Annotated in this window: 20 protein-coding genes; 5 read left to right on the top strand and 15 right to left on the bottom strand. The window is 64.1% G+C overall.

Going from position 1 to position 25531, the window contains the following annotated elements:
- Positions 1-17: 17 nt before the first annotated feature.
- The 8 genes from ASG79_RS15675 to ASG79_RS15650 all read right to left on the bottom strand — a co-directional run bounded on the left by ASG79_RS15675 (position 18) and on the right by ASG79_RS15650 (position 9612).
- Complete coding sequence (locus ASG79_RS15675; protein ID WP_056392351.1) at positions 18-1700, bottom strand: ABC-F family ATP-binding cassette domain-containing protein; 1683 nt, start codon at positions 1698-1700, stop codon at positions 18-20.
- Positions 1701-1743: 43 nt separating this feature from the next.
- A complete protein-coding gene (locus tag ASG79_RS15670) occupies positions 1744-3732 on the bottom strand; it encodes a penicillin-binding transpeptidase domain-containing protein (protein ID WP_056392349.1) in 1989 nt (662 codons plus the stop codon).
- Positions 3733-3798: 66 nt separating this feature from the next.
- Positions 3799-5241 (bottom strand): phytoene desaturase family protein, encoded by a 1443-nt coding sequence (locus ASG79_RS15665; RefSeq protein WP_056392347.1) that lies wholly within the window; start codon positions 5239-5241, stop codon positions 3799-3801.
- A complete protein-coding gene (locus ASG79_RS15660) occupies positions 5234-6688 on the bottom strand; it encodes a glycosyltransferase family 87 protein (RefSeq protein ID WP_056392345.1) in 1455 nt (484 codons plus the stop codon). The genes ASG79_RS15665 and ASG79_RS15660 overlap by 8 nt, the downstream gene beginning before the upstream one ends.
- 50 nt (positions 6689-6738) lie before the next feature.
- On the bottom strand, positions 6739-6870 hold the full coding sequence (locus ASG79_RS24330; RefSeq protein ID WP_261377430.1) for a hypothetical protein: 132 nt from the start codon (positions 6868-6870) through the stop codon (positions 6739-6741).
- Positions 6871-7232: 362 nt separating this feature from the next.
- Positions 7233-7367, bottom strand: coding sequence for a hypothetical protein (locus tag ASG79_RS24325; protein ID WP_018769862.1), 135 nt, complete (start codon positions 7365-7367; stop codon positions 7233-7235).
- A 155-nt stretch (positions 7368-7522) separates the two neighbouring features.
- Complete coding sequence (locus tag ASG79_RS15655; RefSeq protein ID WP_018769863.1) at positions 7523-8107, bottom strand: histidine phosphatase family protein; 585 nt, start codon at positions 8105-8107, stop codon at positions 7523-7525.
- Entirely contained in the window at positions 8104-9612 is a 1509-nt protein-coding gene (locus ASG79_RS15650) for a CCA tRNA nucleotidyltransferase (RefSeq protein ID WP_056392343.1), read from the bottom strand. The genes ASG79_RS15655 and ASG79_RS15650 overlap by 4 nt, the downstream gene beginning before the upstream one ends.
- A gap of 207 nt (positions 9613-9819) precedes the next feature.
- Here ASG79_RS15650 and ASG79_RS15645 point away from each other — a divergent pair, with 207 nt between their 5' ends.
- The 5 genes from ASG79_RS15645 to trxA all read left to right on the top strand — a co-directional run bounded on the left by ASG79_RS15645 (position 9820) and on the right by trxA (position 15881).
- Positions 9820-10320: an NUDIX hydrolase gene (locus ASG79_RS15645; protein WP_018769865.1), complete on the top strand. Its 501-nt coding sequence runs from the start codon at positions 9820-9822 to the stop codon at positions 10318-10320.
- A gap of 60 nt (positions 10321-10380) precedes the next feature.
- The gene (gene murJ, locus ASG79_RS15640; RefSeq protein ID WP_056392342.1) at positions 10381-12522 is read left to right on the top strand and encodes a murein biosynthesis integral membrane protein MurJ; all 2142 of its coding nucleotides are present in this window, start codon (positions 10381-10383) and stop codon (positions 12520-12522) included.
- Positions 12523-12684: 162 nt separating this feature from the next.
- The gene (locus ASG79_RS15635) at positions 12685-14337 is read left to right on the top strand and encodes a hypothetical protein (RefSeq protein WP_056392341.1); all 1653 of its coding nucleotides are present in this window, start codon (positions 12685-12687) and stop codon (positions 14335-14337) included.
- A gap of 223 nt (positions 14338-14560) precedes the next feature.
- Positions 14561-15517: a thioredoxin-disulfide reductase gene (trxB, locus tag ASG79_RS15630; protein ID WP_056392338.1), complete on the top strand. Its 957-nt coding sequence runs from the start codon at positions 14561-14563 to the stop codon at positions 15515-15517.
- Between the two features lie 37 nt (positions 15518-15554).
- A complete protein-coding gene (gene trxA / locus ASG79_RS15625) occupies positions 15555-15881 on the top strand; it encodes a thioredoxin (protein ID WP_018769869.1) in 327 nt (108 codons plus the stop codon).
- 4089 nt (positions 15882-19970) lie between these two features.
- On the opposite strand, the gene ASG79_RS15620 is transcribed toward trxA, so the two are convergent.
- The 7 genes from ASG79_RS15620 to rnpA form a co-directional block, all read right to left on the bottom strand.
- Positions 19971-21275: a ParB/RepB/Spo0J family partition protein gene (locus ASG79_RS15620; protein WP_056392336.1), complete on the bottom strand. Its 1305-nt coding sequence runs from the start codon at positions 21273-21275 to the stop codon at positions 19971-19973.
- Between the two features lie 66 nt (positions 21276-21341).
- A complete protein-coding gene (locus ASG79_RS15615; protein ID WP_321165892.1) occupies positions 21342-22424 on the bottom strand; it encodes a ParA family protein in 1083 nt (360 codons plus the stop codon).
- Positions 22425-22513: 89 nt separating this feature from the next.
- Positions 22514-23164: a 16S rRNA (guanine(527)-N(7))-methyltransferase RsmG gene (gene rsmG / locus ASG79_RS15610; RefSeq protein ID WP_056392334.1), complete on the bottom strand. Its 651-nt coding sequence runs from the start codon at positions 23162-23164 to the stop codon at positions 22514-22516.
- A gap of 20 nt (positions 23165-23184) precedes the next feature.
- Entirely contained in the window at positions 23185-23748 is a 564-nt protein-coding gene (locus ASG79_RS15605) for a protein jag (protein WP_056392332.1), read from the bottom strand.
- The gene (gene yidC, locus ASG79_RS15600) at positions 23748-24719 is read right to left on the bottom strand and encodes a membrane protein insertase YidC (protein WP_018769874.1); all 972 of its coding nucleotides are present in this window, start codon (positions 24717-24719) and stop codon (positions 23748-23750) included. Before yidC ends, ASG79_RS15605 begins: the two co-directional genes overlap by 1 nt.
- A gap of 15 nt (positions 24720-24734) precedes the next feature.
- Positions 24735-25127, bottom strand: coding sequence for a membrane protein insertion efficiency factor YidD (yidD, locus tag ASG79_RS15595; protein ID WP_018769875.1), 393 nt, complete (start codon positions 25125-25127; stop codon positions 24735-24737).
- Positions 25120-25530 carry a ribonuclease P protein component gene (gene rnpA / locus ASG79_RS23140; protein ID WP_081620205.1) on the bottom strand — a complete coding sequence of 137 codons (411 nt, stop codon included), beginning with the start codon at positions 25528-25530 and terminating at the stop codon, positions 25120-25122. The genes yidD and rnpA overlap by 8 nt, the downstream gene beginning before the upstream one ends.
- Position 25531: the final 1 nt, after the last annotated feature.

Below are 25531 nucleotides of genomic sequence, written 5' to 3'. Positions count from 1 at the left end.
GTGGTGGCCGGGACAGCTCAGCGGCTGCGCGCCACCCTCTGTTCATCCCACACCGGCTCCGCCGACTCGTACACCTTCCCGTCGGAGCCGAATACCAGGAACCGGTCGAAGGTCCGGGCAAACCAGCGGTCGTGGGTGACCGCCAGGACAGTTCCCTCGAAGTGGTCAATGGCCCGCTCCAGCGCCTCAGCGGAGTGCAGGTCCAGGTTGTCCGTGGGCTCGTCCAGCAGCAGCAGGGTGGCACCACTGAGCTGAAGCAGGAGGATCTGGAACCGCGCCTGCTGGCCGCCGGAGAGTGACTCATACTTCTGTTCCGACTGTCCCGCCAGGCCGTAGCCGTCCAGGGCACCCGCGGCGGCCTCCCGGCCCAGCCCGGAACGGTGTTCATCGCCGCGGTGCAGGATTTCCAGCAGGGTCTTTCCCAGCAGGTCGGGACGGACATGGGTCTGGGCAAAGAATCCCGGCCGGATCCTGGCACCGAGCTTGACGGTGCCTTCGTGCGGTACCTCGGCGATGTCAACATCGGACACGGGCAGGTGTTCGCGTTCGGGGTCAGTGCCGCCAGTGGCCAGCAGCCGCAGGAAGTGCGACTTGCCGGAACCATTGGAGCCCAGCACGCCCACGCGGTCGCCGAACCACACTTCCGTGGAAAAGGGCTTCATGAGCCCGGTGAGTTCCAGCTTCTCCGCCACGATGGCGCGCTTGGCGGTCCGTCCGCCCTTGAGCCTCATTTGCACGTTCTGCTCGATGGGCAGCGCCTCGGGCGGCCCCACTTCAAGGAACTTTGCCAGCCGGGTCTGGGCGGCATGGTAGCGGTTGGCCATGTCGGAGCGGAACGCGGCCTTGTTCTTGTACATGTTGACGAGTTCCTTGAGCTTGATGTGCTCCTCGTCCCAGCGCTTGCGCAATTCCTCGAACCGGGCGTTCCGGTCCGCCCGGGCCTCCACGTACGATTCGAACCCGCCCCCGTGGATCCACGCGGCGGCCCCGTTGATCCCCGGCTCAAGGGTGACAATGCGCCCGGCGGCGTTGTTCAGCAGCTCGCGGTCGTGGCTGATGAAGAAGACGGTTTTCCTGGAGTCATTGAGCTTCTCCTCGAGCCAGCGCTTGCCCGGCACGTCAAGGTAGTTGTCCGGCTCGTCCAAAAGGAGGAGATCGTCCGGGCCGGCGAACAGTGCTTCCAGCACCAGGCGCTTCTGCTCGCCGCCGGAAAGGGTCGACGCCGGGCGGTGCTGTGCGCGGTCAAAGGGCAGTCCCAGCGCGGCCATGCAGACCTCGTCCCAGACGGTCTCGACGTCGTAGCCGCCGGCGTCCCCCCAGTCCACGATGGCCTGGGCGTACCGCATCTGGGTGGGCTCGTCGTCGTCCTCCATCATGGCCAGCTCGGCGTCATCCACCTCGCGGGCAGCGGCTGCCAGGGCCGGGGGAGCGGCGGACACCAGGAGGTCCCGGACGGTGGAGCCGTCCCGCACCTGCCCCACGAACTGGCGCATGATGCCCATGTTTCCGGACCGCCCAATGACGCCCTCGTCCGGGACCAGGTCTCCGGCGATGATCCGGAACAGCGTGGTCTTCCCAGTGCCGTTGGGCCCGATGAGGGCGGTCTTGGTGCCGTCAGGGACCTTGAAGGTCACTCCGTTCAGGAGCTGGGTGCCGTCGGAGAGGAAGTAGTCGATGCCGGAAACGTCAATATGGGCCACACCGTCAATCCTCCCACGCCGGTCCCTTGCCTGGCGGGGTCCCCTAGCCGGCGGCGGTGAGGAACTGCTTCAGCAGCGGGCCGGAGGTGGTGGCGCCCAGGCCGCCGTCCTCCACGAAGACGGCTACGGCCAGGTCCCCGTGGACGGCCACGATCCAGGCGTGCGTCTTTGGCGGAGTCTCGGTGCCGAATTCGGCGGTTCCGGTCTTCGCCCCTACCGGTGCCCCGGGGACGCTGGACAGGAACCCTGCGTGGCCGGACGTGACGACGGCGCGCATCATGTCTGCCAGCGACGCCGCCTCCGCAGCCGTGATCGGCTTGTCCGAGGCGGTGGAGGGTGCCTCGGCAGCGGCGGTTGCGGACCGGTCGGCCGCGGGGGCAGTGGAACCTGCCGTTGTTCCGGCAGCGGGCGCACCGGCGTCGGGGTTGAGGACCAGCTGCGCGGCGACGGGGGCGCCCTTGGCCACGGAGCCGGCCATGATTGCTGCGGCCAACGGGGAGAGCAATATCTTGCCCTGGCCAATCATGGACGCTGCGTGTTCGGTGCCCTGCGCCTGCCCTGGAACAGAGCCCAGGAAGGCTTCGGCGCCAAGTTTCGGCGCCTCCACCGCCACTCCCATGGACGTGGCAGCGGCTTCAAGCTGGCCCTGCGACACAGAGTCACGCTGGGAGATGAAGGCAGTGTTGCAGGAGTGGGCAAAGGCGTCCCGCAGGGTCACCGCGCCCAAAGAGGTCTCGGGGTAGCCTTCCGAGTTTTTGAAGGTCCGCCCGTCCACCGTGAGCGTGGGGGTGCACTGGATGGTGGAGTCGGGCGTCATCCCGTTCCGGAACATGGCCAGGGAATCCACCATCTTGAAGATCGATCCCGGGGCGTACTGTCCCAGCATTGCCGTGTTGTAGCCGTTGCTGCCCGGCCCGGAAGCCGCTGCCAGCACGGCTCCGGTGGAGGGTCGGAGGGCCACGATGGCTGACGCCGGCCCCACCGGCTCCAGGATGCCCTCAGCCAGCGTCTGCAGCCGCGGATCGAGGGTGGTCTTCAGCGGCGTCCCGGGCTTGGGCTCCACCTGGAAGAGGACGCGGCGGGGGTCGGTGCCGGCGGATTGGATCTGTTCGCGCGTGAGGTCGGCCCGTTGCGCGCGGATGACAACGGCGTCCGATCCGCGGAGCTGTTCGTCATACTGCTGCTGGAGCCCTCCGATGCCCGTGACGTCCCCGGGGGCCAGGGCGCCATCGGACGCCTCGATTTGTTCCGCCGTCGCTTCCCCTACCGACCCGAGCACGGCCCGGGCAAACGTCCTGCTCGGGGCCAGGGGGATGGATGCCGGGATGCCGCGGGCGCCGGGAATGGCCTGGATCTGTGCATCGGTGATGGTCCGGCCCTCTTCGCGGAGGGTGATGGCGGAAACAAAGGCCTGGGCACCTGCTGCCTTGACCTGCTGCACGTAGGCGGCAGGGTCCACTCCCACCAGGGCAGCCAGTTTGCCGGCGGAATCGGCGGGGTCTGCGCTGCCCAACTGGGGCTTGTCGATGCCCACATTCACCACGGGGCGGTAGGTCACCAGCGGGACGTCTCCGGCGCCCAGGATGTCTGCGCGCTGGGGGGTCTGGGATCCTTTGGTCACGATTTCGCTGTCCCCGAGGCCCGGTGCCAGGATGGCCGGATCCCAGACGGTGAGCCATTTATCGCCGGACTTCCTGAAGTTCGCTGCGATGGTGTACTTCCATTCCGCGTCGCCGAACTTCCAGGTGTAGTTCAGGGGTGCGGAGGCCTTGTCCCCGTCCAGCGTGAGTCCGCCTGCCTGGACCTCGGGCTTTTGCGGGTCCAGGGCCGCGAAGACCTGGTGCAGCTGGTCGTTCGCTGCGGCGGCGTCCTTGCCGTCGAAAGCCACGGACCCTACATCAAGCGCCGAGACTGCGCCGGCCAGCTGCCGTGCCGCGGCTTCGGCGCCGGACTTTCCGTCATCGCAGGCCACCAGCGAGGTTCCGATAATGAGCGCAGTTATGGCAAGCGAAAGTTTTGTTGTTTTCCCCATCGCGCCATTATCCCCCGGGCCGGCTGACATCAGCGCCACGCGTGTTCAGTCCCGGGTCATGGAGCGTTATGAGAGCCCCAGGTCCGGCACCGGCAGTTTGAAGACGTCCTTCAGGGCGGACGTTGCGGCATGCAGCCCGGGCATGCCCGTCACCCCGGGACCCGGCGGTGTCGACGACGAACACAGGTAGACGCCCAGCAGCGGCGTCCGCCACGGGATGGGGGACACCACCGGCTTCTGGACCAGACCACGGACGTCCATAATGCCGGCGCTGAAATCGCCCCCAATGTAGTTCCGGTTGTATTCGGCCAACTCCGCTGCGGAGATGACGTGTGATTCCACCACAAGATCGCGGAATCCCGGGGCGAACCGTTCCAGCTGCGCGGCAACCTGGCTGGTCATGTCCTTCGTCGAGCCGGAGGGAACATGGCAGTACGTCCACAGTGTGTGCCGGCCTGCAGGGGCGCGGCCTGCGTCGAAGCGGGACGGCTGGGCCACGAGCACATATGGCCGTTCAGGATGGCGTCCGGCACTGACTTCGTTTTCCGAGCGTGCCAGCTCGGCCCGCGTGCCGCCCACGTGCACGGTGCCGGCGTCGGAAAGTCCGCTGGCCTGCCACGGCACCGGCCCGGACAGGATGAAGTCCACCTTGCACGAGCCATTGCCGTAACGGAAGCGTTCCAGGGCCCGCCGGTAATGTCCGGGAAGTGATTCCCCTGCCATGTCCAGCAACCCTCGGGGTGCCACGTCCAGCAGCGTGGCGCGGGTGGCAGGAAGCTGTTCCAACCGGTCAATCGGGGTTCCGGTGTGGATGACTCCTCCGTGGGCGCGGATGTCGTCCGCGAGGGCTGCCGCGATGGATGCGGAACCGCCGCGGGGGATGGGCCATCCCACGGCGTGTCCCAGGGCACCAAGCATCAGCCCGGCTCCGGAGGCGGCGAGGGAGGGCAGGTGGGAGATGGCATGGGCGGCCACACCGCTGAGGAGGGCCGGCGCCAGTTCCTCCCGGAACCGAAGGTTCCACAGCCCGGTCCCTTGTTCCAGGGTCCGCAGGCCGTAGACGCCGGCCACCAGGGGGTTCCGGGGGATCCGGAGGAGTTGGTTTTGGGTGAAGTCCATGACGTCGTCAATGTGGCGGACCAGTGGCTCCATGAGCCGGCGGTACGCGGGTCCGTCCCGGCCCAGTCCTTCAACGGTCCTGTCCATCGATTGATAGGCCAGGGCTGCCCGGCCACCTTCCAGCGGGGAACCGAAGGACACGTCCGGGGTGATGAGGTCCACCCTTCGGGGCAACTCGAAAGCGCGGAAGAAAGGGGACGCCACAGCCATTGGGTGCACGGCGGAGCAGACATCATGGAAGTGCCCGGGCTGCATCAACTCCGTGGTCCGGGTTCCGCCGCCAATCGTCGCTGCGGCCTCGAAGACCTCCACTGACAGGCCGGCCCGCGCCATCACCGCGGCCGCGGAGAGTCCGTTGGGGCCGGACCCTACTACTGCCACATCAGGCACGGGACCCCGCCTTCGCCGCGCGGAATGAAGCCGGCAGCTTGAGCCGGATCCGGTCCGGCGCGTTGGAGAAGGGGCCGCCGTGGGGGTCGTCCAGGTGGTGGCGGCGGATGGGATCATAGGCGGGATCGTAAATATCCCAGACGACGCGTGCCATGAGATAGGCCACCGCGGCCATATGCGCGGCCACCGCCAGGACGTAGTAGGGCATGTCCAGGTTGTGCTGGGAGGAACCTGCGCTGGTCACCTGTCCAAGGTACATCCATATCGCAGCCCAATGCAGGGCTTCGATGCCCTGCCAGACCAGGAAGTCGCGCCACCGCGGCCGGGCCAGGGCCAGCAGCGGAATGAGCCACACCACGTATTGGGGCGAATACACCTTGCTGCTAAGGATGAAGGCCGCCACGATCAGGAAGGCGAGCTGCGCCATGCGGGGACGGCGGGGGGCCGTCAACGCAACAGCGGCAATGCCTGCACAGGCCACGGCAAAGAACCCGGTGGAAAACATGCTGACGGCACCGGCGCCAAGCCCGGACCAGCCCAGCCTGTCCGCCACCAGGTTGTAGGCAAACCAGGCTGAGCTGTACCCGGCGCCCCGCTCAGCGCTGTACTGGAAGAAGAAGGCCCACCCGGAAGGGTTGGCAGCCGCGAACGGCAGGTTCACTGCCAGCCAGGTGGCGGCCGCGCTGCCGCCGGCCACCAGCAGCGGGCGCCATCTTCCCGTGCGTACTGCAAGCAGCAGGATGGCGCCCAGCACCAGCAGCGGATACAGCTTGGTGGCCGTGGCGAGGCCAATCATGACCCCGGCGGGCACAAGCCGTTGCCGGGCAAAGAAGTACATCCCCAGGGCAAGCAGGCATGCGGCCCAAAGGTCCCAGTTGATGGTTCCGGCCAGCACGATCCCCGGGGCCACCGCCACCATGGCCGCATCCCACGGACGGCGGCCGGGCATGCGTGCTGTCACCAGCACGGTGGCCATGGCCACCGCCGCCAGCAGCACCGCGTTGATGTCAAAGTAGGCCAGGGCGCGGGCACCGGCCTCTCCGCCGGGTACCAGCCAGGCCGTCACACCCGCGATCAGCCCAAGGAGCACCGGGTATTCGAACTGGCTGCCGCTGCCCAGGATGGGAAAGATTCCCGCGGCCATGCCGCGGTTGCGGAACAATTCGGGGAAATCCGAGTAACACGTGGCATAGAACTGCGTGGGCGTCTCCCAGCCGTTGGCCCTGCAATAGCCCTTCAGCAGGACCCCCACCAGGGCTGCCAGGGCCGTGAGGACAATGAGCACCCGTTCCACCGAGTAGATACCGGGGGAGACCACGCCGGGATCTGTCCTGGATCCCAGCGGGCCGCCGATCACCTCGGTGAAATTCCGCAGCAGGGCATCGCTGCGGCTGGGCACTACGATTCGGGGCCGTCGTCCGCTGTCCGGCGACTGGGTCTCGTGCATGGCTTCGAGCTTACAGCCGGCCCCCTGCCGGGGGTTTGGGGGCCGGCCCGTCAGCGCAGGCCACCTATTTGCTGGTGCATGAGCACGAAAACGTCGTTCCGGTGCTGCTCCAGCAGGGCGCTGTTAAAGGAACTGCGGCGCTGCAGGGGCCGGGACAGGAGTCCCATGATTTTTTGCATCAAGGTAGCCACCTCCTTTCTTCGGTTATAAGGCACAAAAGTGCATGGCGAATTAGCACCCCTTTTCAGTGCGCAAAAGCGCGGAAATTTGGGCGCAAGGAATTCACCGAGGGAATTAGTGGAATTGCGCAGGAGCGCAGTGGCAGCGCGGACTACCGGGAGCCGGGAGTGAACCGCAATGCCGGTGGGAGAGCTGTGGCAAATGCGGGACTATGCGGCTGCGAAGGGGAGGCCTGGGCAGCAGCAGTTCCCGGAAGTCAGCGGAGAAGCACGGTGGTCCGACCTGGACGGCCCGTCCTGGACATGGAGTCCCGCATGGGCCTTGACGGTACTGGCACCGTGGCCCGCGGCCAGGTGGCTGGCGCCTAGCGGCGTCGCAGCAGGCCCGGGAGGTCCGCCGGCCGGCGGTAACCCGAGTTGACCGAAGCCACGCGCACAGGATCAGCAAAGGCCGGGAATGCATTGATGGAGGCATTCCATTCGCCAGTCAAAGTCATCATTATCCCAACCTCCTTTTCTACTGTCCGCTGCGTGGATTGCAATGCGGTCTTTGACCCCGGCAGATTGCCGTGGGGTCAGGAATAAAGGTACCCCAGGAATTCGCGGAAGACCAGCAATTTCCGGAGAAAAGAAGAAAACTTTTGAATAGGGGTATTTAGAGGCCCCAGCGGACAATGGCGGGGGTCTTCTTATCCCATCCAAGCGTGCAGACCTTCGCCGTGCCCAGGATGAAATGCCGGCCTTCCGTGGGCGGCAATTCCAGCCAGCGCGCGGTGAGGATCCGGGAGAAGTGCCCGTGCGCCACGATCAGCACATTGTCCATCCCGGATTCCAGGATCCGGCCGATGATCTTGTCCGCCCTGGCGGCAACCTCGTCGAGTGTCTCCCCGTTGGGCACGCCGTGGGTCCAGATCAGGTAGTCGGGGTTGTCCTTGCGGATCAGGTCCGAACTGATGCCCTCGTAGTCGCCATAGTTCCATTCGACCGCGAGCGGTTCATGCCGGGCATCGGGGAAGCCGGCGAGTTCGGCTGTCCGCCGTGCCCGCCGCAGCGGGGACGTGAGCACCAGGTCGAAGTCGACGCCGTCCAGCACCTTGCGGGCCTCCACGGCCTGCTGCTCGCCTTCCACCGTGAGGGGGAGGTCGGTGAGGCCGGTGTACTGCCCGCTCTTTGACCATTCGGTTTCGCCGTGGCGGAGGATCCAGAGCTGGGGGCGCGGGGCAAAGGCGGGGTTGGTCACTTGGACTCCTCAACGGGTGAAGGTTCGACGGCGGCGGAAGAGACTCCAGGGCCGGGTCCGGCAGGTGCTGATTCAGGCTGTTCGGCCCACCACCGGAGCAGGCGCGCCTCAGCTTCCGCGGTGGGCAGTGGTCCGTGTTCCATCCGTTCATTCAGGAGGAACTTGTAGGCGCGGCCCACCACAGGCCCCGGTTTGAGTCCCAGCACGGCCATGATCCTGGCCCCGTCCAGGTCCGGGCGAACTGCGTCCAGGGACTCCTGTTCCCGGAGTGCGGCGATGCGGGCTTCGAGGTCGTCGTAGGCGAAGGCCAGGCGCTCGGCCTTGCGCTGGTTCCGGGTGGTGACGTCGGAGCGGGTCAGGCGGTGCAGGCGCTCCAGCAGCGGACCAGCATCGGTCACGTACCGGCGGACGGCCGAGTCGCTCCAGCCGGCGTCGCCGTAGCCGTAGAAGCGCATGTGGAGCTCCACCAGGCGTGCCACGGCCTTGATGGTGTCATTGTCGAACCGCAGCGCCTTCATCCTCTTGGAGGTGAGCTTGGCACCCACCATGTCGTGGTGCCGGAAGCTCACCGCGCCGCCCGGTTCGAAGCGGCGCGTAGCCGGCTTCCCGACGTCGTGCATCAATGCAGCGAAGCGCAGCACGAAGTCCGGTCCGGGCACCGGACCCTCCGCGTCGGTTTCGAGCTCGGCTGCCTGCTCCAGGACCTGGAGCGAGTGCTGGTAGACGTCCTTATGCCGGTGGTGCTCGTCGGATTCGAGGCGGAGGGCGGAAACCTCGGGCAGTACATGCTCGGCCAGCCCGGTTTCCACCAGGAGGTCGATGCCCGTCCGTGGCCGGGCACCGCAAATCAGCTTGACCAGTTCATCCCGCACGCGCTCGGCGGAGATGATTTTGATCCGGTCCGCCATGCCTGTCATTGCGTCCCGCACGTCATCGTGGACCGAGACGCCCAGCTGCGCGGCGAACCTGGCGGCCCGCATCATCCGCAGGGGGTCGTCGGAGAAGGAAGCTTCCGGCGCGCCGGGGGTGGCCAGCACGGAGGCGTGGAGGTCGCGGACGCCGCCGAAGGGGTCCACCAGCTCCATGGAGGGCAGCTTCAACGCCATGGCGTTAATGGTGAAGTCGCGGCGCAGCAGGTCATCAGTCAGCGAGGAACCGAACGCCACCACGGGCTTGCGCGAATCGGGATCGTACGCCTCGGCCCGGTACGTGGTGATCTCAATCTGGAAGCCGGCCTTGCGCATGCCAATGGTGCCGAAGGCGCGCCCGATTTCCCAGAAGTTGTCCGCCCACTTTTTGATCAGGGCCACGGTCTGGTCCGGCGTGGCGTCGGTGGTGAAGTCAAGGTCGGGGGAGGTCCGCCCAAGGAACAGGTCACGCACCGGACCACCCACCAGGGACAGCTCGTGGCCGGCGTCCACGAAGCGCCGGCCGAGCTCCAGGACCACCGGGTCCACCTTGAAGTCGACAGTGTGGGAATCAATCTTGTGATGTGCGTGCGACATAGTTCCTTAAGCTTGGCAGAAACCAGCGCCGCGGCAGTCCAAAAAGCGTCACGATCCGGGCCAATTGACCTTCGCCGCCGGAAAGTGCGTCATATCCTGTCCATGTTGGTGTCATGTTCCGGTCATCACGGAAGGGCAACAGTCGTTAGAGTGGACTCCATGGCCCATCCAGTACCGAGCGCTCCAGGCAGGAGGACGAACGCACCATTGCCGTCGGCAATCGGGGCGCACGTTGCCCCTGCCCAGCAATCGGCACCGGCGTCGCTGCCTACGGTCGAGGAAGTCTCGGCCGGCGGTGTCGTGGTGGATACGTCCGACGCCGGGTTGAGGGTTGCGATCATCGCCCGCCTTAATAGGGGTGGCCGCCTCGAGTGGTGCCTGCCCAAGGGCCATCCGGAGGGCAAGGAAAACAACGAAGAGGCCGCGGTCCGTGAGATTGCCGAGGAAACCGGCATCGAGGGCACCATCCTGGCGCCGCTTGGCAGCATCGACTACTGGTTCACCGTCAGCGGCCACCGGGTCCACAAGACCGTGCACCACTACCTCCTGCGGGCCACAGGCGGCGAACTCACCATCGAGAACGATCCCGACCAGGAAGCCGTGGACGTGGCGTGGGTCCCCATCCAGGAACTTGCCCGGAAGCTGTCATTCCCCAACGAACGCCGCATCGCCGACCTCGCCCGTGACGTCCTGCCCGGACACCTCTAAGCCCGGACGCCGCCGTCGCCATTGCGGTGTTAAGTGCCGGTGGGTGAGACGATGAAGTCGATGTCAGCTACCAACTTTCCTTCCGACCGGTCCGGCCGGCCCGATGACGCGGCACCCGACGGCGTGCCCCCGGAGCCGGCCGCTCCGGACCTGGCCCAGCCCGTGGCCGCTGGCCCCAGCGAAACCCGTTCCAGCGCCATCATGGCCGCCGGAACGCTGGTTTCGCGTTTCCTGGGCTTCGGCAAGACCTGGATGCTCGGTACCGCCCTGGGCCTGGGCTCAACGGTCAATGACACGTTCATCAACGCCAACAACCTGCCCAACCTGATCTTCCTCCTGGTGGCCGGCGGCGTGTTCAACGCGGTCCTGGTCCCACAGATCATCAAGGCCAGCAAGGCTCCGGACAGGGGAGCGGACTACATCAGCCGGCTGCTGACGCTGGCTGTCCTGCTCCTGTTCGGCCTGACGGCCGTGGTCACCCTGGCAGCTCCCGGCGTGATCGAACTGACCACCCAGGGCTATTCACCCCAGCAAAAGGCCCTGGCGGTCACCTTCGCGTTCTGGTGCCTGCCGCAGATCTTCTTCTACGGCCTTTACGCCCTGCTCACCCAGGTCCTGAACGCCAACGGCGCCTTTGGCCCTGCCATGTGGGCGCCCATCATGAACAACCTGGTGGCCATCGCCGGCCTGGGCATGTTCATCTGGATTTTCGGCAGCAACGAGGTCAACCCGCACAACCTGGACAACTGGGGATCAACGCAAACGCTCCTGGTGGCAGGATTCTCCACCATCGGCGTGCTGTCCCAGACAGCCATCCTGCTGGTCCCGGTCTTCCGGCTGAAGCTCGGCCTCCGGCCACGGTTTGGCTGGCGCGGCGTGGGGCTGGGCCACGCAGCCAGGCTGAGCGTATGGACGCTCCTGACGGCCGCCGTCGGGCAGCTCGCCTTCCTGTACGTTATGCGCATCGCCACCATTCCCGGCGCCGAACGCATCCGCCTGCAGCAGGCGGGGGACCCGTCGGCATACACCCTGCCCGGCAACGCGGTCCTTGAAGTGGCCAGCCAGCTGTACCTGCTGCCGCACTCGATCATTGCCCTGTCGCTGGCCACCGTGCTCTTCAACCGGATGACGCGGGCATCGCAGGACGGCAACCGGGCTGAACTGCGCGATGCCCTCTCCCACGGCCTGCGGACCATGGCCGTGGCCACTGTGTTCGGGGCGCTGGCACTGTTTGCCCTGGCCGGTCCGCTGGGCATGTTCTTCTCCGGCGGACTGCGGCAGGACGGCGTCATGCTGGCCCAGACGCTCACCATCCTGGCCCTCAGCACTCCGTTCATGAGTGCCAACTTCATGATGTCCCGCGTGTTCTACGCCAACGAGGACGCCCGCACGCCGTTCTATGTCCAGCTGCTGCTCGCCGTGGTGTACGTGGCGGGGGCGTTTGCCATCCAGTTCCTGCCGGTGGGCCAGATCATCTATGCCATTGCCGTCCTCTACATGGTGGGCAACATCCTCTCGGTGGTCATCAGCGCGTTCTTCCTGCGGCGCATGCTGGGCCACCTCGACGGCCCACGGATCGCCAACTCCTACATCCGCATGGGGTACGCGGCCCTCGGTTCGGCAATCGCCGGTGCGGGCGCCCTGTGGCTCATGGGCAGCTACAACCCGGACGGTTTCGCATGGCAGAACCGAATCACTGCCCTGGTCACCGTCATTGTGGTGGGACCCGTCATGCTGGTGGTGTACTTCGTCCTTCTCAAGCTGTTTCGGGTCTCAGAGCTCAGCGACATGCTCCGGCCCCTGCTGGGCAGGTTTGGCCGCGGCAGCCAGGCCCCTGCTCCGGACGCCGGGGACGCGCCGTCGTCCCCTCCCGCTGAAGCTGTGGACGGGGAGCGCGGTCACCGCCCGGAGCGGGCCACCACGTCCGTTGATACCGGCCTTATCCCCCGTATCTCCGGTGAATTCGACGCCGTCTCCTTCCGTGCCGGCCCGGACCCGCAGCGTGGGACGCACCGTCCGCAGATGTACGACGGCGGCACGGCCCAGGGTGCCGAGGACGCCTACCTGCCGGGGGAGGACCAGCCCGGCACCGCCCGCGGCGGCCTGCTCAGGGAACAGATCCCGCTTCCCGGCCGCCGCACCTACCAGGGGAAGCCCGGCGAGAACCCGTATTTCAAGACCAGGCGCAAGCGGAAAAAGTAAATTCCGTCCGGTCTGGCGCACGTCTTCTCCGCAGCCGTTTGGGGCGGATCGGCTAGGATCGAACAGGTACAGGGGTAGTTGCATTACGGGTTTGCCGTGCGCGGCACCCGAACGGCGGTTGCGTCATCAGACCGGCAATCCCGGACAGTCTAGGAGGAACACGTGTCCAACCCGATCGACGTCGGATCAGTACTGGGCGGCCGCTACAAGGTCACCGCCACAGTGTTGGCCTCGCACGACCACGATCTGGTGCTGGACGGTGTGGACCAGGTCCTCAACCGCCCGGTCAGCATCCTGGTTGCCGGCCCGGAGAACACCGAACAGGTTGCGCAGAGCGCCCGCGAAGTCGCCACCGGCGAACGTCCCGGCACCGTTCAGGTCCTGGACCTTGGCGTCACCGAGGACGCCACCTACCTCATCACCAACCACACATCCGCCGCCGACCTGCTGGACTTGGTGGTTGCGCCCAATCCGCCGTACGTGGAGCCATTCTTCACGGACACGCTGGGCAGTGAAATTTTCGGCCAGCCGCGGTCGCACGAGCCGGAGCCGTACGACGAGGAAGACCACGTCGACGCCGGATACATCAACTACGCCGATTCGCACCCCAGCCAGGTTGATCCATACCGTTCAGCGCCGGCCGTACCGCCCAGGCCGTCCGTTCGTCCCGCTGCCCAGCAGCCCGCCGCACCAGTGCGCGCTGCCGGGGCCGCTCCGGGCGCTGGTGCCGCTGCAGCGGCCGGTGGGGCTGCAGCGGCCGGTGGGGCTGAAGGTGCTGCTTCGAACAAGGGAAACGGGTCCTCCCGGATGGATCCGGATGCCACTGCAGCGCAGCCGGTGGCAACCAATGCCCAGTCCCCGTCCGGACGCGCCAGCGCTGCGGAGGCGGACACAGGACCCAACGATACCGCTGCCGCAAGCACCCCACGGCAGCAGGTCCAGCCAACCGCTGAGGACCGGACGCCCAAGGTTTCCCTGTGGTCCGACGACGACTATGCGCAGTCAGGGGATCAGGACCACTACGAGGAGACCCACGAATCCCCGCAGGAATCGCATCCAGTCAAGGGGAAGGCAGCCCTCTTTGCACGTGCGGCTGCGCCCGCTGCCGCCGGCGTCGCCTTCGCGGACCGTGCCGAGGATGACGACGACGATCGTGATGAGTCCGAAAACCAGCCCCGATCCATGCGCTGGCTGGTGGGCGGGCTCCTGGCCGTTGTGCTGATCGCCGGCCTGATCTTCGCCGTGACCAACCTGGGCAGCCTCTTTACGCCGGGGCCTCAGGCCAAGCCGACAGCTGGCCCCGCAACCACCAACTCCCAGGCATCAGCGCCTGCCACTCAGGCAGCACCGTCGGCGCCGCCCGCCGCTCCGCCGGCCATCGAGAGCGTCAGCCGGCAGGGGAACTTCGACTTCGCCGCCACCTTCGATGGCGATCTGGTCAAGGCCTACGACGGCAATGCCGCCAGCTACTGGTCCGATATGGAATTCGCCACGGAAAACTGGGGTGGCCTGGCCCCGCAGGGCGTCCCCCTCGTTGTGAAGCTGAAGAGCGCTGCCACTGTCTCTTCCATCACGCTCTCCCAGCTCGGGGGATCGGGGGGCAACATCACGGTCTTCACCAATGACCGGCCCACCATGGACGGAGCCAAGGCAGTAGGAACCAACAGCTTCACGTCCACAGACCTGAACATGCCCCTTCCGGAACCGGTGCAGGCACAGTACGTGATTGTCTCCATCAATTCCCTTCCCAAGCTGGCGGCTCCCAAGACCCGCTACGGCTACGGTCTCCGGCTGGCTGAAATCAAGGTCCAGTAGGCGTCTTTCCGCCTGCGGGTGTTACCGGCGCTGTTACTGCCGCCCACCGGCACCCGCAGCGGGAATGTAGTCTGGAAAGAGCGCCCTGCGACGGCTGGTCCTCTGACTTCCCCGGTGGTTCACCTTGCCCGGGCGCTGGAATATTCAGCACGCGGACACAGTTGTGCCATGTGGCCGGCCTCCACGGGGAGGCGAGTCGAACAAGGAAGAGGTTCACGGTCCAGTGACCATCGAAGAGAAGACGGCGTCCGGCGTTCGCGACGTCATCATTGTGGGCTCCGGCCCGGCGGGCTACACGGCCGCCGTCTACACAGCCAGGGCGAACCTCAAGCCTCTGCTGCTGGCGGGTTCAGTGACCGCCGGCGGTGAGTTGATGAACACCACCGACGTTGAAAACTATCCCGGCTTTCCGGAAGGGATTATGGGGCCGGACCTCATGGAGAACTTCGAGAAGCAGGCGGCACGCTTTGGTACCGAGATCCAGTTCGAGGATGTAACCACGCTCGAACTTGAGGGCGCCATCAAGACGGTGACCATCGCCACGGGGGAGACCTTCAAGGCGAAGGCGGTCATTCTCTCCACTGGTTCCGCATACAGGGAACTTGGCCTGCCTAACGAGAAGCGCCTGTCCGGGCACGGTGTCAGCTGGTGCGCAACCTGTGACGGTTTCTTTTTCAAGGATCAAGACATCGCCGTAATCGGCGGTGGCGATTCCGCCATGGAGGAGGCCCTGTTCCTCACCAAGTTTGCGAAATCAGTAACGGTTGTTCACCGCCGCGATTCGCTGAAAGCCTCAAAGATCATGGCGGACCGGGCACTGGCACACGACAAGATCAACTTTGTGTGGAACAGCACCGTGGACGATGTCCTGGGAACGGACAAAGTGACGGGTATTCGGTTGAAGAACCTGTTGGACGGATCTTTGTCAGACCTCGCAGTGACAGGTGTCTTCGTCGCTATCGGCAACGATCCCCGTACGGACCTCGTCAAGGATGTCCTCGCGCTGACGCCTGAGGGAACCATCGCCGTGGAGGGTCGCAGCTCCCGTACCAGCCTTCCCGGCGTCTTCGCTGCCGGAGACGTTGTTGACCCTACCTACCGCCAGGCCATCACCGCCTCCGGTTCCGGCTGTGTCGCGGCGATAGACGTCGAGCACTACCTGGCCGACCTGCCGGCATAATCTGCCCCCACTGTTATCCGAAGAGAAAGATAAGGTTATGAGCAACGCTAAAGATGTAACTGACGCAAGTTTCGGCTCCGACGTTCTGTCCGCCGAAAAGCCGGTAATCGTGGACTTCTGGGCCGAATGGTGCGGGCCCTGCCGCAAGCTCGGACCTATCCTGGATGAGATTTCCGTGGAGTATGGTGAGAAGGTTGACGTCGTCAAGGTCAACGTAGACGACAACCCTGCCATCGCCGCTGAGTATGGAATCACTTCCATTCCTGCCGTTTACCTTTTCCAGGGTGGCGAAGTGAAGAGCACAGTTATCGGTGCCAAGCCGAAGCAGTTCTTCGAAAAGGAATTCGCAGACGTTCTCTCCTGAGCACCCCTCCCTGCGGTAGGCAGGAAGTGGGATCTGCACAAAGTTGGCCATCGCCCCGGGGCGGTGGCCAATTTTTTTGTCTGCGACCATTGAGATGGGACGGGTCAGACAGGGTTTCACGTGAAACATTTGTTCGGGAGGGCATGAAACGCCTACTCTGCACTATCAGGGCCTTTTCGCTGACGACGTACTTCGTAGGGGGCTGTGGACCAACCATTCGGGCCGCACAACGGGTTACTGCCTCCAGCTACTGGTAGGTCGCGTTTCACGTGAAACATCCGTCTGGGTGGAGAGGATGCCGAACTTGAGCCCATGCTGCCCTGGGTAAGTAGGACTAGGCGACCGTAACTAGCGTGGCAATGAATTTGTGCGTCCCCCCTTCTTGAGAGCGTGCGAGCCGTGTTCGCCTCGCTTGACCGCACGAGAAATGGGGTGCCGGTGTGGAGCTTTAGCTGCCCCCAACGCGGTGAGCGGCGATGAATCACTCTTGCCGCTATCCGGTGGGTCATTTCTGGTTCCGATCCCCTATATGTCAGGCAGAGCACAACTATCGAACTATTCCCGAGGCCGCGAAGCTTGTTCGACCAGTGAATTCATTACGTGCAGCCGGAGACCCTGACGTTCGGGGAGGGTGGAGCTGCGGTCCTCCCAGCACGCCCAGGTCGCTTTGGAGCGTCACGAGGGGACGAAATTGCAACCCGACCGAAACCGGCACAGTACGGCCAGGAATTCACCATCTTGACGCGGGGTGAAGGAGAACGGTGATAGTTCCCCGCTCCCAAACTATAGGCACAGCCGATCCTGGCCCGACCACAGAGAGTCGGGCATGATGTGAGGTGCAGTTGTGGGCATGTACGGAATCTGACGTTTAGAGATGCTGGCCCAGCGAGGCCGCTACATCTGTTGTCGTCCATGTCCGGGCTACTGTCGGTGCACCCTGGTCCTGCGGTGGGCCGTAGAGGTCTCACGTACTCCGGAACACTTGGAAATTCTATGGCAGGTCGTTAGCCATATAGAGGCATCCAGCGCTCCGGCGGAGCGCAGAAGTGTTTCACGTGAAACATGACAAGCACAGGGGAGTGCGCGGCGTTTCACATGAAACATCTCCACGCTCGGCCCGCGACGCAGACCGGAGACGGGCAGTAAGGGTAGCCCCGCACCAGTGAAGGAGTAACGGAAACCCTACGGCGCAACGCGGTATGAGTATCGGTACGTAGGACCCCCTTGCTTCGTTTATCCAAGCGCTTATCCGACCTCGGTTACCGAGATGCCGCAATCACTTACTGGACGGTCGCGCGCTGATCGACGCGACCGGCCGCCCCCAGCTCGGGGTCGGCAAAGGCAACAAGGATCGTACTAAGGGCCAAGCGCGTCAATCTCACCTGGTTCACGACGCATTCACACTGTGTGTGCGTTTCGACACCACGGCCCGGGAGCTCCAGCCGGCGGCACAAACCAATGCAGCAGCAGCTAGACCGCCAGGCTGATGGCCCAGCGTGGACATGTGGATCGGAGCCTCCCGTTCAGCGCCCCACGAAACGATAACCACTGTGAATTGGAGCAGGGGCATGTCCCTGTCCCGGTCGGAAGCTCCACGCATTCGCGCCTGCGGCCGAGCGCCCTGCGACCCGTCACCCCCACCGTGCGCGCAGAGTTATACACAAAGTTTTCCACATGCCAATCGCGTCAGTATCCACATACTTATCCACAGCCGCTGCAGCTTCCGCAAATCTGATCCCCATCACGTGGCAGACTTTACTGCCGGCAAATCAGGAGTTGTCCCAGCGGTTATCCGTGTGAAAATGCAGACCGACCGGTTCCCAGATGGGGAGGTGCGTCCCCAAAGGCCCGCAATCAACCAGCCGAGTGCTATCTACCAGCGTACGCGGGGGCTGCAGACGACATTGAGGATCGTTTCACGTGAAACGCATACCCGCGCTCCGAGTCGGATGGCGCGCGCGGCGGGAACGGTCGTCTTGGACCCCCGACTGACCTTTTAGCACCTGGAGTCTTACCCACACCTGCCGCCAGAGTTATCCACACTCTTATCCACAGGGATATCCACCGATGAAATTGGTCACACAAGCCCGTGGCATCCCAGTTCTGCTCCGCCGGCAACTGCGCCAAGGGGAGCCACGGGACCTCCTGCCGGCCAACAGGACAGAGACATGTGCCACCCGCGATGGGGCTTTTGGTTAGTCACCTCTGGAAGCGCAAGAAGCCAGTACCGTGATGACCCTATCCAGCCCCTCTCCTGGTCCTCAAGAGCTTCGAAGCAGACCACCCTTTCGGGCGCGCCTCCCGGTACAGTGGCTGGTGCAAAGTAGCGCGCACACCAGTAGGACATTGCCGGTACCTGGCCACGACTGTGCTCCTTCCATTACGAGGTGACGCATCTGCAATCCGCGAGCCATCAACATCCAGGTGAATCCCAGCCCCGCACTCAGTGATCGGCGCCCACCCATTCAGCGGCGGCGACACGTTCCGGAGAACAGCACCACATATGGCTCAGCTACCAAAAAAGGCGGACTCGTCACGAAGAGACGACCAGTGGCCAGGAGACAATTATGGCGCCCCAGATAAGGCCGGAGGCCAAGCAGGCATCGAACAGAGGTGTGGGAGCGAGCACGCGAGGCGAAGGCCATAGAGTCCGCTCTACTCTGGTGGGGCCGGCATTACTGCTGGGCTGACGGATGACGCCTTCCAGTCGAGCCTGGTTACCCATAGCAAGCGCACATGTTTCACGTGAAACGCGGAGCGTAGCCATCCCGCACGGCTCCAGCATCATCGGTATCAAGGATCCACGTCGTGGTCCACTGGCTCAGCGGGCAGCCAAACCCCATGGCAGCTGGCTGTTTCAGGGGAAACGATGAGCGTAGCCTTCCCGCACGGCTCCAGCATCATCGGTATCAAGGATCCACGTCGTGGTCCACTGGCTCAGCGGGCAGCCGAACCCCATGGCAGCTGGCTGTTTCACGCGAAACGCCATGCTTGACTGACGCCCGCGAGCAGCCGCGTGACGGCATCAACGCGCAGGTGGACGCAAGCGCATTCCTAGATACGGTGGACCCTGACATAGTGGACTTTCGCCTGGGCCATGATTCCGGGCTATCACCAGGATTGAACAAGTCCCATGGCTATCGTGCATGGCTATAGTGCTATGACAGTCGGCCCAGGTCGTCCACGTCGAGGACGTCTACGAGATTCTCTGCGCACACTTGGTGTCGGGATCGGACGCGCTCCGATATGGCACTGGACATGTTCCCGCAGTTACCGAACCTGACGCCGATATGCCGCTGAAGCGGGAAAGGTCAAGAACCTGGGTCTTCCACGAATGGGGGCGTTCATCGAAACGCCCGGATTCTCGGTTACCAGCCGCGTATGCCGATCATTTCAACTCGGGCGGAAACCCCATGCAGAGCAAAATGCTCCAGCAATGGCACTACATTCACCAAGATCTGGCAAGTCCTCCACGCGAGCGTCCAGCAAAAGGGTGGAGTGTGGCCGAGCGTGCAGTTATCGGACTTTGGCGGCAAGCCACAGATCACCGCAGCATCGCACTAAGCGTCTTTGCGGGGTGATTTGCGGAGCGATTGCACCGCAGAAGGCGGCGGGACTCACCCTTGTTTCACGTGAAACAAGAACGAGGGTAACCAGCCCATGAGTCCTTGACCCACCAGAGACCACACCACAACTGGCCGACGCATAAAGGTCAGGAACACCGTTTTGTGACGCCGGCACCGACGCCCGCGTCTAGCGTGGACCCAGTATGGCGGATCTGCAACTTACCGCTGCGCACGTACATAGATGGAGTTGGGGCTGCTGTCCGGCCTCCCAGCGGCACTAAATCGGCCCCGTGCACGCCACCAATCTGACAGAACAAGTGCAGCCGCACGATGTACGCCGGCAACCCCGCGGAAGCCAGCCAGGAACAACCAGGAATAGGCAGGGTTCGGGGACTAGCTGGGGGAGGGTTGAACGACACAAGGGCCTGAAAACAGCCTCATCAACCAACCATGGGAACCACGGGCAATGATCACCAAAACAAAAAGGCCCGATTCGCAACGAACCGGGCCTTCTAACTTTGAATCAGTTGGTTGAACCTGGAGCCAAGACATCCATGATCCTGTTCAGGTCTTCGACGCTGGCGAACTCGATACTGACCTTACCCTTCCTGACACCAAGGGAGATTTTAACGTTGGTATCAAGGCGGTCCGACAGCGAGGATGCCAGGTAGTCCAGGCGTTCGTGCCGTGCTCCGGGACGCGGGATATTGTTCTTGGCGGGCTTGGCCGGATCCTGGTAGAGCGTAACCGCTTCTTCAGTAGCGCGGACAGACATTCCCTCTGCGACAATTTTCTGCGCAAGCCGTTCCATGGCTGCAGCATCGGGAAGGGAGAGAAGCGCCCTGGCATGGCCGGCGGACAGCACACCCGCCGCAACTCGCCGCTGAACCAGCGGGGGCAGCTTCAACAGGCGGAGCGTGTTGGATACCTGGGGCCGGGAGCGGCCGATGCGATCCGCCAGCTGCTCGTGGGTGGTGCCGAAGTCTTCGAGGAGCTGCTGGTAGGCCGCCGCTTCTTCGAGGGGGTTCAGCTGGCTGCGGTGCAGGTTTTCAAGCAGCGCATCCCGGAGCAGGTCATCGTCCGTTGTGTCACGGATAATGGCGGGGATGGTTTCTAGGCCCGCTGCCTGTACGGCGCGCCAGCGGCGCTCACCCATGACCAGTTCATAGGGCTCGCTACCGGATTCGGTTGAGGTGCGGACCACAATTGGCTGGAGGACGCCGATTTCGCGCACCGAGTGCACCAGCTCAGCCATGTCATCCTCATCGAAGACATTTCGGGGCTGCTTGCGGTTCGGATGGATGTCTGACACCGGGATTTCCGCAAAGCGGGCACCGGGAACTTCCACCAGCTCAACACCGGATTCCTCCCGGAAGTCTGCACCGGCGGTCTCGGCAGGCACTGGACCGTCTTCGGCAGGGCTGTCCACAACCTCGGGGACCGCCGGGGTTTCAGCGGCGGGGGAGGATTCCGGGGACTCATTGGAGCTGGCCGCGGAAGTCTTCCTGGCAGCCGTCTTTTTCGCCGGAACTTCCGGACTTGAGGAAGCAGACTTCCTGCCGTCGCCGTCTTTGTCCGGCGCCGTCGTGGCAGCCGCTGCGTTGCCTGCCGCGGTGCGCTGGCCGGGAGCCGTGGCTTCCTTGTCCTGCGTTTTCGCGGGGGCTTCGGCTGCGGGTTGTTCTACCGGCTCGGTTTTCTTCCGTCCTTCCGGAAAGAACAGATCCACAGGCCGGGATACCGTCCCACCGTTGCCCGACCCATTGGTTGCGGCGGAACTCGGAATCAGCGCGCCAAGACCGCGGCCTAGGCCCCGTCGCTTCTCGCTCATGGGTAAATCCCTCCAGTGGTAGAGCCCCGGACCAGCCTGGCTCCGTGCGTTGCGGTATTGAAGATTTTAGCGTTCGGCTATTTCAGCGGCGGCTTCCAGGTAGGACAGTGCGCCACTCGAGGACGGATCATACGTCATGACTGTCTGCTGGTAGCTGGGAGCTTCGGAAATCCGCACGGACCGTGGAACCACAGCCGCGAGCACCTGGTCCGGGAAATGCTGGCGTACCTCTGCGGCCACCTGGGCAGCGAGGTTGGTGCGGCCGTCGTACATCGTCAGGAGGATGGTTGAAACAACGAGGTCCGCGTTGAGGTGCTTCTGGATCATCTCGATGTTCTTGAGGAGCTGGCTCAGGCCCTCCAGCGCGTAGTATTCGCACTGGATGGGGATAAGAACCTCGCTGGCGGCGCAAAAGGCGTTGACCGTCAGCAGGCCCAGGCTGGGCGGGCAGTCAATGAACACGTAGTCCAGGCGTTCTTCACCGTTCTTCTCGCGGGTCTTCGCGTAGACATCGATGGCACGCCGCAACCGCTGTTCGCGGGCAACAAGCGAAACCAGTTCAATCTCGGCACCCGCAAGATGGATAGTGGCCGGGGCACAGATGAGCTTTCCAATGTCCGGGCACGGGGCAACCACATCCGCCAGCGGGACGTCATTGATCAGGACGTCATAGATGCTGTCCACGTCGGCATGGTGCTCAATTCCCAGTGCGGTGGAAGCGTTGCCCTGGGGGTCGATATCGATGACCAGGACGTTCAGTCCGGCAGCCGCCAGGGCCGCGGCAATATTCACGGTGGTGGTGGTCTTGCCCACCCCGCCCTTCTGGTTGGAAACCGTGAAGATGCGGGTCTTGTCAGGACGCGGGAGCTGACGTCCCATCAGGCGCTCACGGCGCTTCGTCTCGTGGGCAAGCTCGCGGGCGATGGGACTTGAATCATCGATGGCGTCGATGACGTTCGAACGACCTGAGGAGGTTGTTTCACGTGAAACCGCACTGCCGGCGGACGCAGCACCAACCGTTTTAGGGTGATTACCACCTCTTCCGGGTGCCATTGCTATACCGGCAAGCCCGGACCCAGCGACAGAACGTGCCGACCCCAAGGACACAAACGGCGGGATCCGTTGTGCGGAGGCTTCACTACTGGTCACTGGGGCACACTCACTCTCGTTCAGCCAATTTTGCTGCCGTTGTCTAGCCTAACTGCTCCAACCCGCTGACAGCCGTCAGCGGGCCCGCATTAGGACTTCTTTTGGGGCTTGTTTACAACGATGCGGACCACCGTGGTGGGTTCCTCAAGGAGGTTGTCGCCCACCGTCAGCACGGAAGTCTCAATACCACCCAACTTGCGGATGGTCTTGGCAGCCTTCTCGATCTCCTCGCCGGCGCTGCGGCCCTTGATGGCCACCACTTCACCGTGGCCACCAAGCAGCGGGATGGTCAGGCCGGCGAGGTTGGTCAACGCCGATACCGCACGGGCTGTCACCACGTCAGCCTCCACCTGCCCCACGGCGAGCTCGGCGCGGGTGCGCATCACCGTGACATTGTCCAGGCCCAGGTCATCAACCACTTCCTGGAGCCAGATCACGCGGCGCTCCAGGGGTTCAATGAGCGTGAGCTCAAGGTCGGGGCGCGCAATGGCAAGGCACAGGCCGGGCAGTCCGGCGCCGCTTCCGACGTCGGCAACGTGGCTTCCCTGGGCGATCTCGCTTTCGATGACGGCACAATTGAGCACGTGCCGGCTCCACAGCCGGGGAACCTCGCGCGGCCCGATCAGGCCCCGCTCGGTGCCGGACGTTGCCAGATGCTCCACGTAGCGCTTTGCCAGGTCCAGGCGGTCGCCGAAGATCTTCTCAGCAGCGCGAAGCTCTGCTGCCGTGATGTCAACCATGGTTATGGGGTCAGCATTCTCTAGTCTGCGGAAACAACAATGTGGCGTCCGGCGCCTTCGCCCTCGGACTCGCTGACCAGGCCGAGGTCGGCCACGGCGTCGTGCACGATCTTGCGTTCGTAGGCACTCATCGGTTCCAGGGCGACGGACTTGCCGGTCTCCTTCACGGAAGCCGCTGCGTCTTCGGCGATCTTCTGCAGATGGCCGGTGCGTTCCTGCCGGTAGCCGTTGATGTCCAGGACAAGCCGGGAGCGGTTTTGCGTGGCGGACAGGACCGCCAGCCGGGTGAGCTCCTGGAGGGCCTCGAGGACCTCGCCGTCCTCGCCGACAAGGCTCTCCAGCCCCTCGGCTTCCTCGTCGGCAACGATGGAAATGTACGTCCGGCCGTTGCGGACCTCGATGTCAATGTCGCCGTCGATGTCGGCGATGTCCAGCAGTTCCTCAAGGTAGTCGGCAGCCACGTCCCCCTCTTCCTCGAGGCGGCTGGCGGCGGAGACCTTTGCGGACGAAGCATCCTGGTTCACGGACTCGTCCTGATCTTCAATCTCTTCAGAAAGGGCGTGTTCGGTGCTCTCGGCTGACATTACTTCTTCTTCCTGTTCTTGCGCTGGGGCTGGACGCGCTGTCCCTTGGTCTCAAGTGCGGCGGCCGCGGCGGCGTCGGTTTCTTCATCCCGCTTGCCGGTGAGGACGGAAAGGGCGGGGAGGCCCTTGGCGGCACGGCGTTCGGCGAGGGCCTTGGCTGCGGGGGATCCCGGCGTCGGCATGCGGCGGATGACGAAGAACTGCTGGCCCATGGTCCACAGGTTGGTGGTGGTCCAGTAGATGAGCACACCGATGGGGAAGTTGATGCCGCCCACACCGAAGACGATGGGCAGGATGTAAAGCATCATCTTCTGCTGCCGCATGAACGGGCTGGCCATGGCCTCTTCGGACATGTTCTTGGCCATGATCTGCTTCTGGGTGATGAACTGCGAGGCCGTCATGGCCAGGATCATCACGATGGAAAGGATCCACACAGCAACCTGGTTGCCGCCACCCCCGCCATGCAGCAGGGAGGCAGACAGCGGAGCACCAAAAATGCTCGACGCGTCGAATTCCACAACCTGCTCATGGCTCATGGCACCGATGCCGGCGCCCTGGTCCTTTGCGGCGGAGATACCGGAGAGCACCTGGAACAGTGCAAAGAAGAACGGCATCTGGATCAGCATGGGCAGGCAGGCCGAGAACGGGTTGGTCCCATGCTTCTTGTACATGGCCATCTGTTCCTGGGCCATGGCCTGGCGGGACAGCTGGTCGGTCTTGCCCTTGTACTTGTCCTGGAGCTTCTTCAGGTCGGGCTGCAGCAGCTGCATGCCGCGCTGGGCCTTGATCTGCTTGACGAATACCGGGATCAGGGCGGCACGGATCACCAGCACGAGTCCGATGATGGACAAAGTCCAGGTCCAGCCGTTCGCAGCAGGCATCCCGATGGCGCTCAAGCCATCGTGGAATCCGATCATGATGATGGAAACCAGCCACTTGAACGGGGCCATGATTGTTCCAAAGAAGTCCATACTTATCCCTATTCGTCAGGCCGCACTGCGGCCTTCTTCATCAGTCCGAGCAACCAGGTACCTGTCCGGATTGTTCAGCACAACAATTGTGGGGGTCTGGCCTGCGGGCCATTCCCTGTGGCCGGCGGGGACGTGGTCCACTCCGCCGGCATTCCATGGATGGCAATGGCCAAGGCGCCGGACCGCGAGCCAGCTCCCCTTGACGGCGCCATGGACAGTGACCGCTTCAAGGGCGTAGGCCGAGCAGGAAGGGAAGAATCGGCAGACCGGCCCGTACAAGGGAGAAACCACCTTGCGGTAGGCCATCAGCAGAAGAATGAGGACGTTGCGGGGCAGGTTCCAGAGGAACTTGCCGACGGCGGCAGGCACGTTGCGGAAACGGGCGACGACGGCGGTGGCGTTAGACACGCGTTGTCCCCTCCTGTGTTGTACCGGCCGAACCTGTCGCGGCAGCCCGTGGAGGGCGGCCAGCCAGCCGGTTCAGCGTGGATTCCAATGCAGCGTTGTAGTCCGACAGCAGCTGGTCCCAACTGGCGGACGCGGACGCCGGAAGCGCCCGCACCACAATAGCCAGTCCTGTACCGTGCTCTCGCAACGAGGCAGCAGCTGCTTCTCTCAGTCTCCTCTTAACGAGGTTCCTGACCACAGCGTTCCCTACACCCTTGGAAACAATGAACCCGATCCGGCTGGGTTCGTCGGCAGCAATGGCTGCCGCATATAACACTACGTTCCGGCGCCCATTGCGGACACCGGAACGTACGGTTGTTGAAAAATCGGTTGAGGTCCTCAAGCGGTTGCGGGCGGCCAGCACC

The sequence above is a fragment of the Arthrobacter sp. Soil761 genome, from assembly GCF_001428325.1.
Taxonomy (GTDB): domain Bacteria; phylum Actinomycetota; class Actinomycetes; order Actinomycetales; family Micrococcaceae; genus Arthrobacter.
Note: the sequence above shows the minus strand (reverse complement) of the source record. Positions and strands in the feature narration are given on the sequence as shown.

Bases quoted from the DNA above. Each gene is read 5' to 3' on its own strand.
- murJ (WP_056392342.1), top strand. From the start codon at position 10,381: ATGTCAGCTACCAACTTTCCTTCCGACCGGTCCGGCCGGCCCGATGAC.
- ASG79_RS15650 (WP_056392343.1), bottom strand. From the start codon at position 9,612: ATGTCGCACGCACATCACAAGATTGATTCCCACACTGTCGACTTCAAG.
- ASG79_RS15660 (WP_056392345.1), bottom strand. From the start codon at position 6,688: ATGCACGAGACCCAGTCGCCGGACAGCGGACGACGGCCCCGAATCGTA.
- ASG79_RS15670 (WP_056392349.1), bottom strand. From the start codon at position 3,732: ATGGGGAAAACAACAAAACTTTCGCTTGCCATAACTGCGCTCATTATC.
- ASG79_RS15620 (WP_056392336.1), bottom strand. From the start codon at position 21,275: ATGAGCGAGAAGCGACGGGGCCTAGGCCGCGGTCTTGGCGCGCTGATT.
- yidC (WP_018769874.1), bottom strand. From the start codon at position 24,719: ATGGACTTCTTTGGAACAATCATGGCCCCGTTCAAGTGGCTGGTTTCC.
- ASG79_RS15605 (WP_056392332.1), bottom strand. From the start codon at position 23,748: ATGTCAGCCGAGAGCACCGAACACGCCCTTTCTGAAGAGATTGAAGAT.
- ASG79_RS24325 (WP_018769862.1), bottom strand. From the start codon at position 7,367: ATGATGACTTTGACTGGCGAATGGAATGCCTCCATCAATGCATTCCCG.
- trxA (WP_018769869.1), top strand. From the start codon at position 15,555: ATGAGCAACGCTAAAGATGTAACTGACGCAAGTTTCGGCTCCGACGTT.
- rsmG (WP_056392334.1), bottom strand. From the start codon at position 23,164: ATGGTTGACATCACGGCAGCAGAGCTTCGCGCTGCTGAGAAGATCTTC.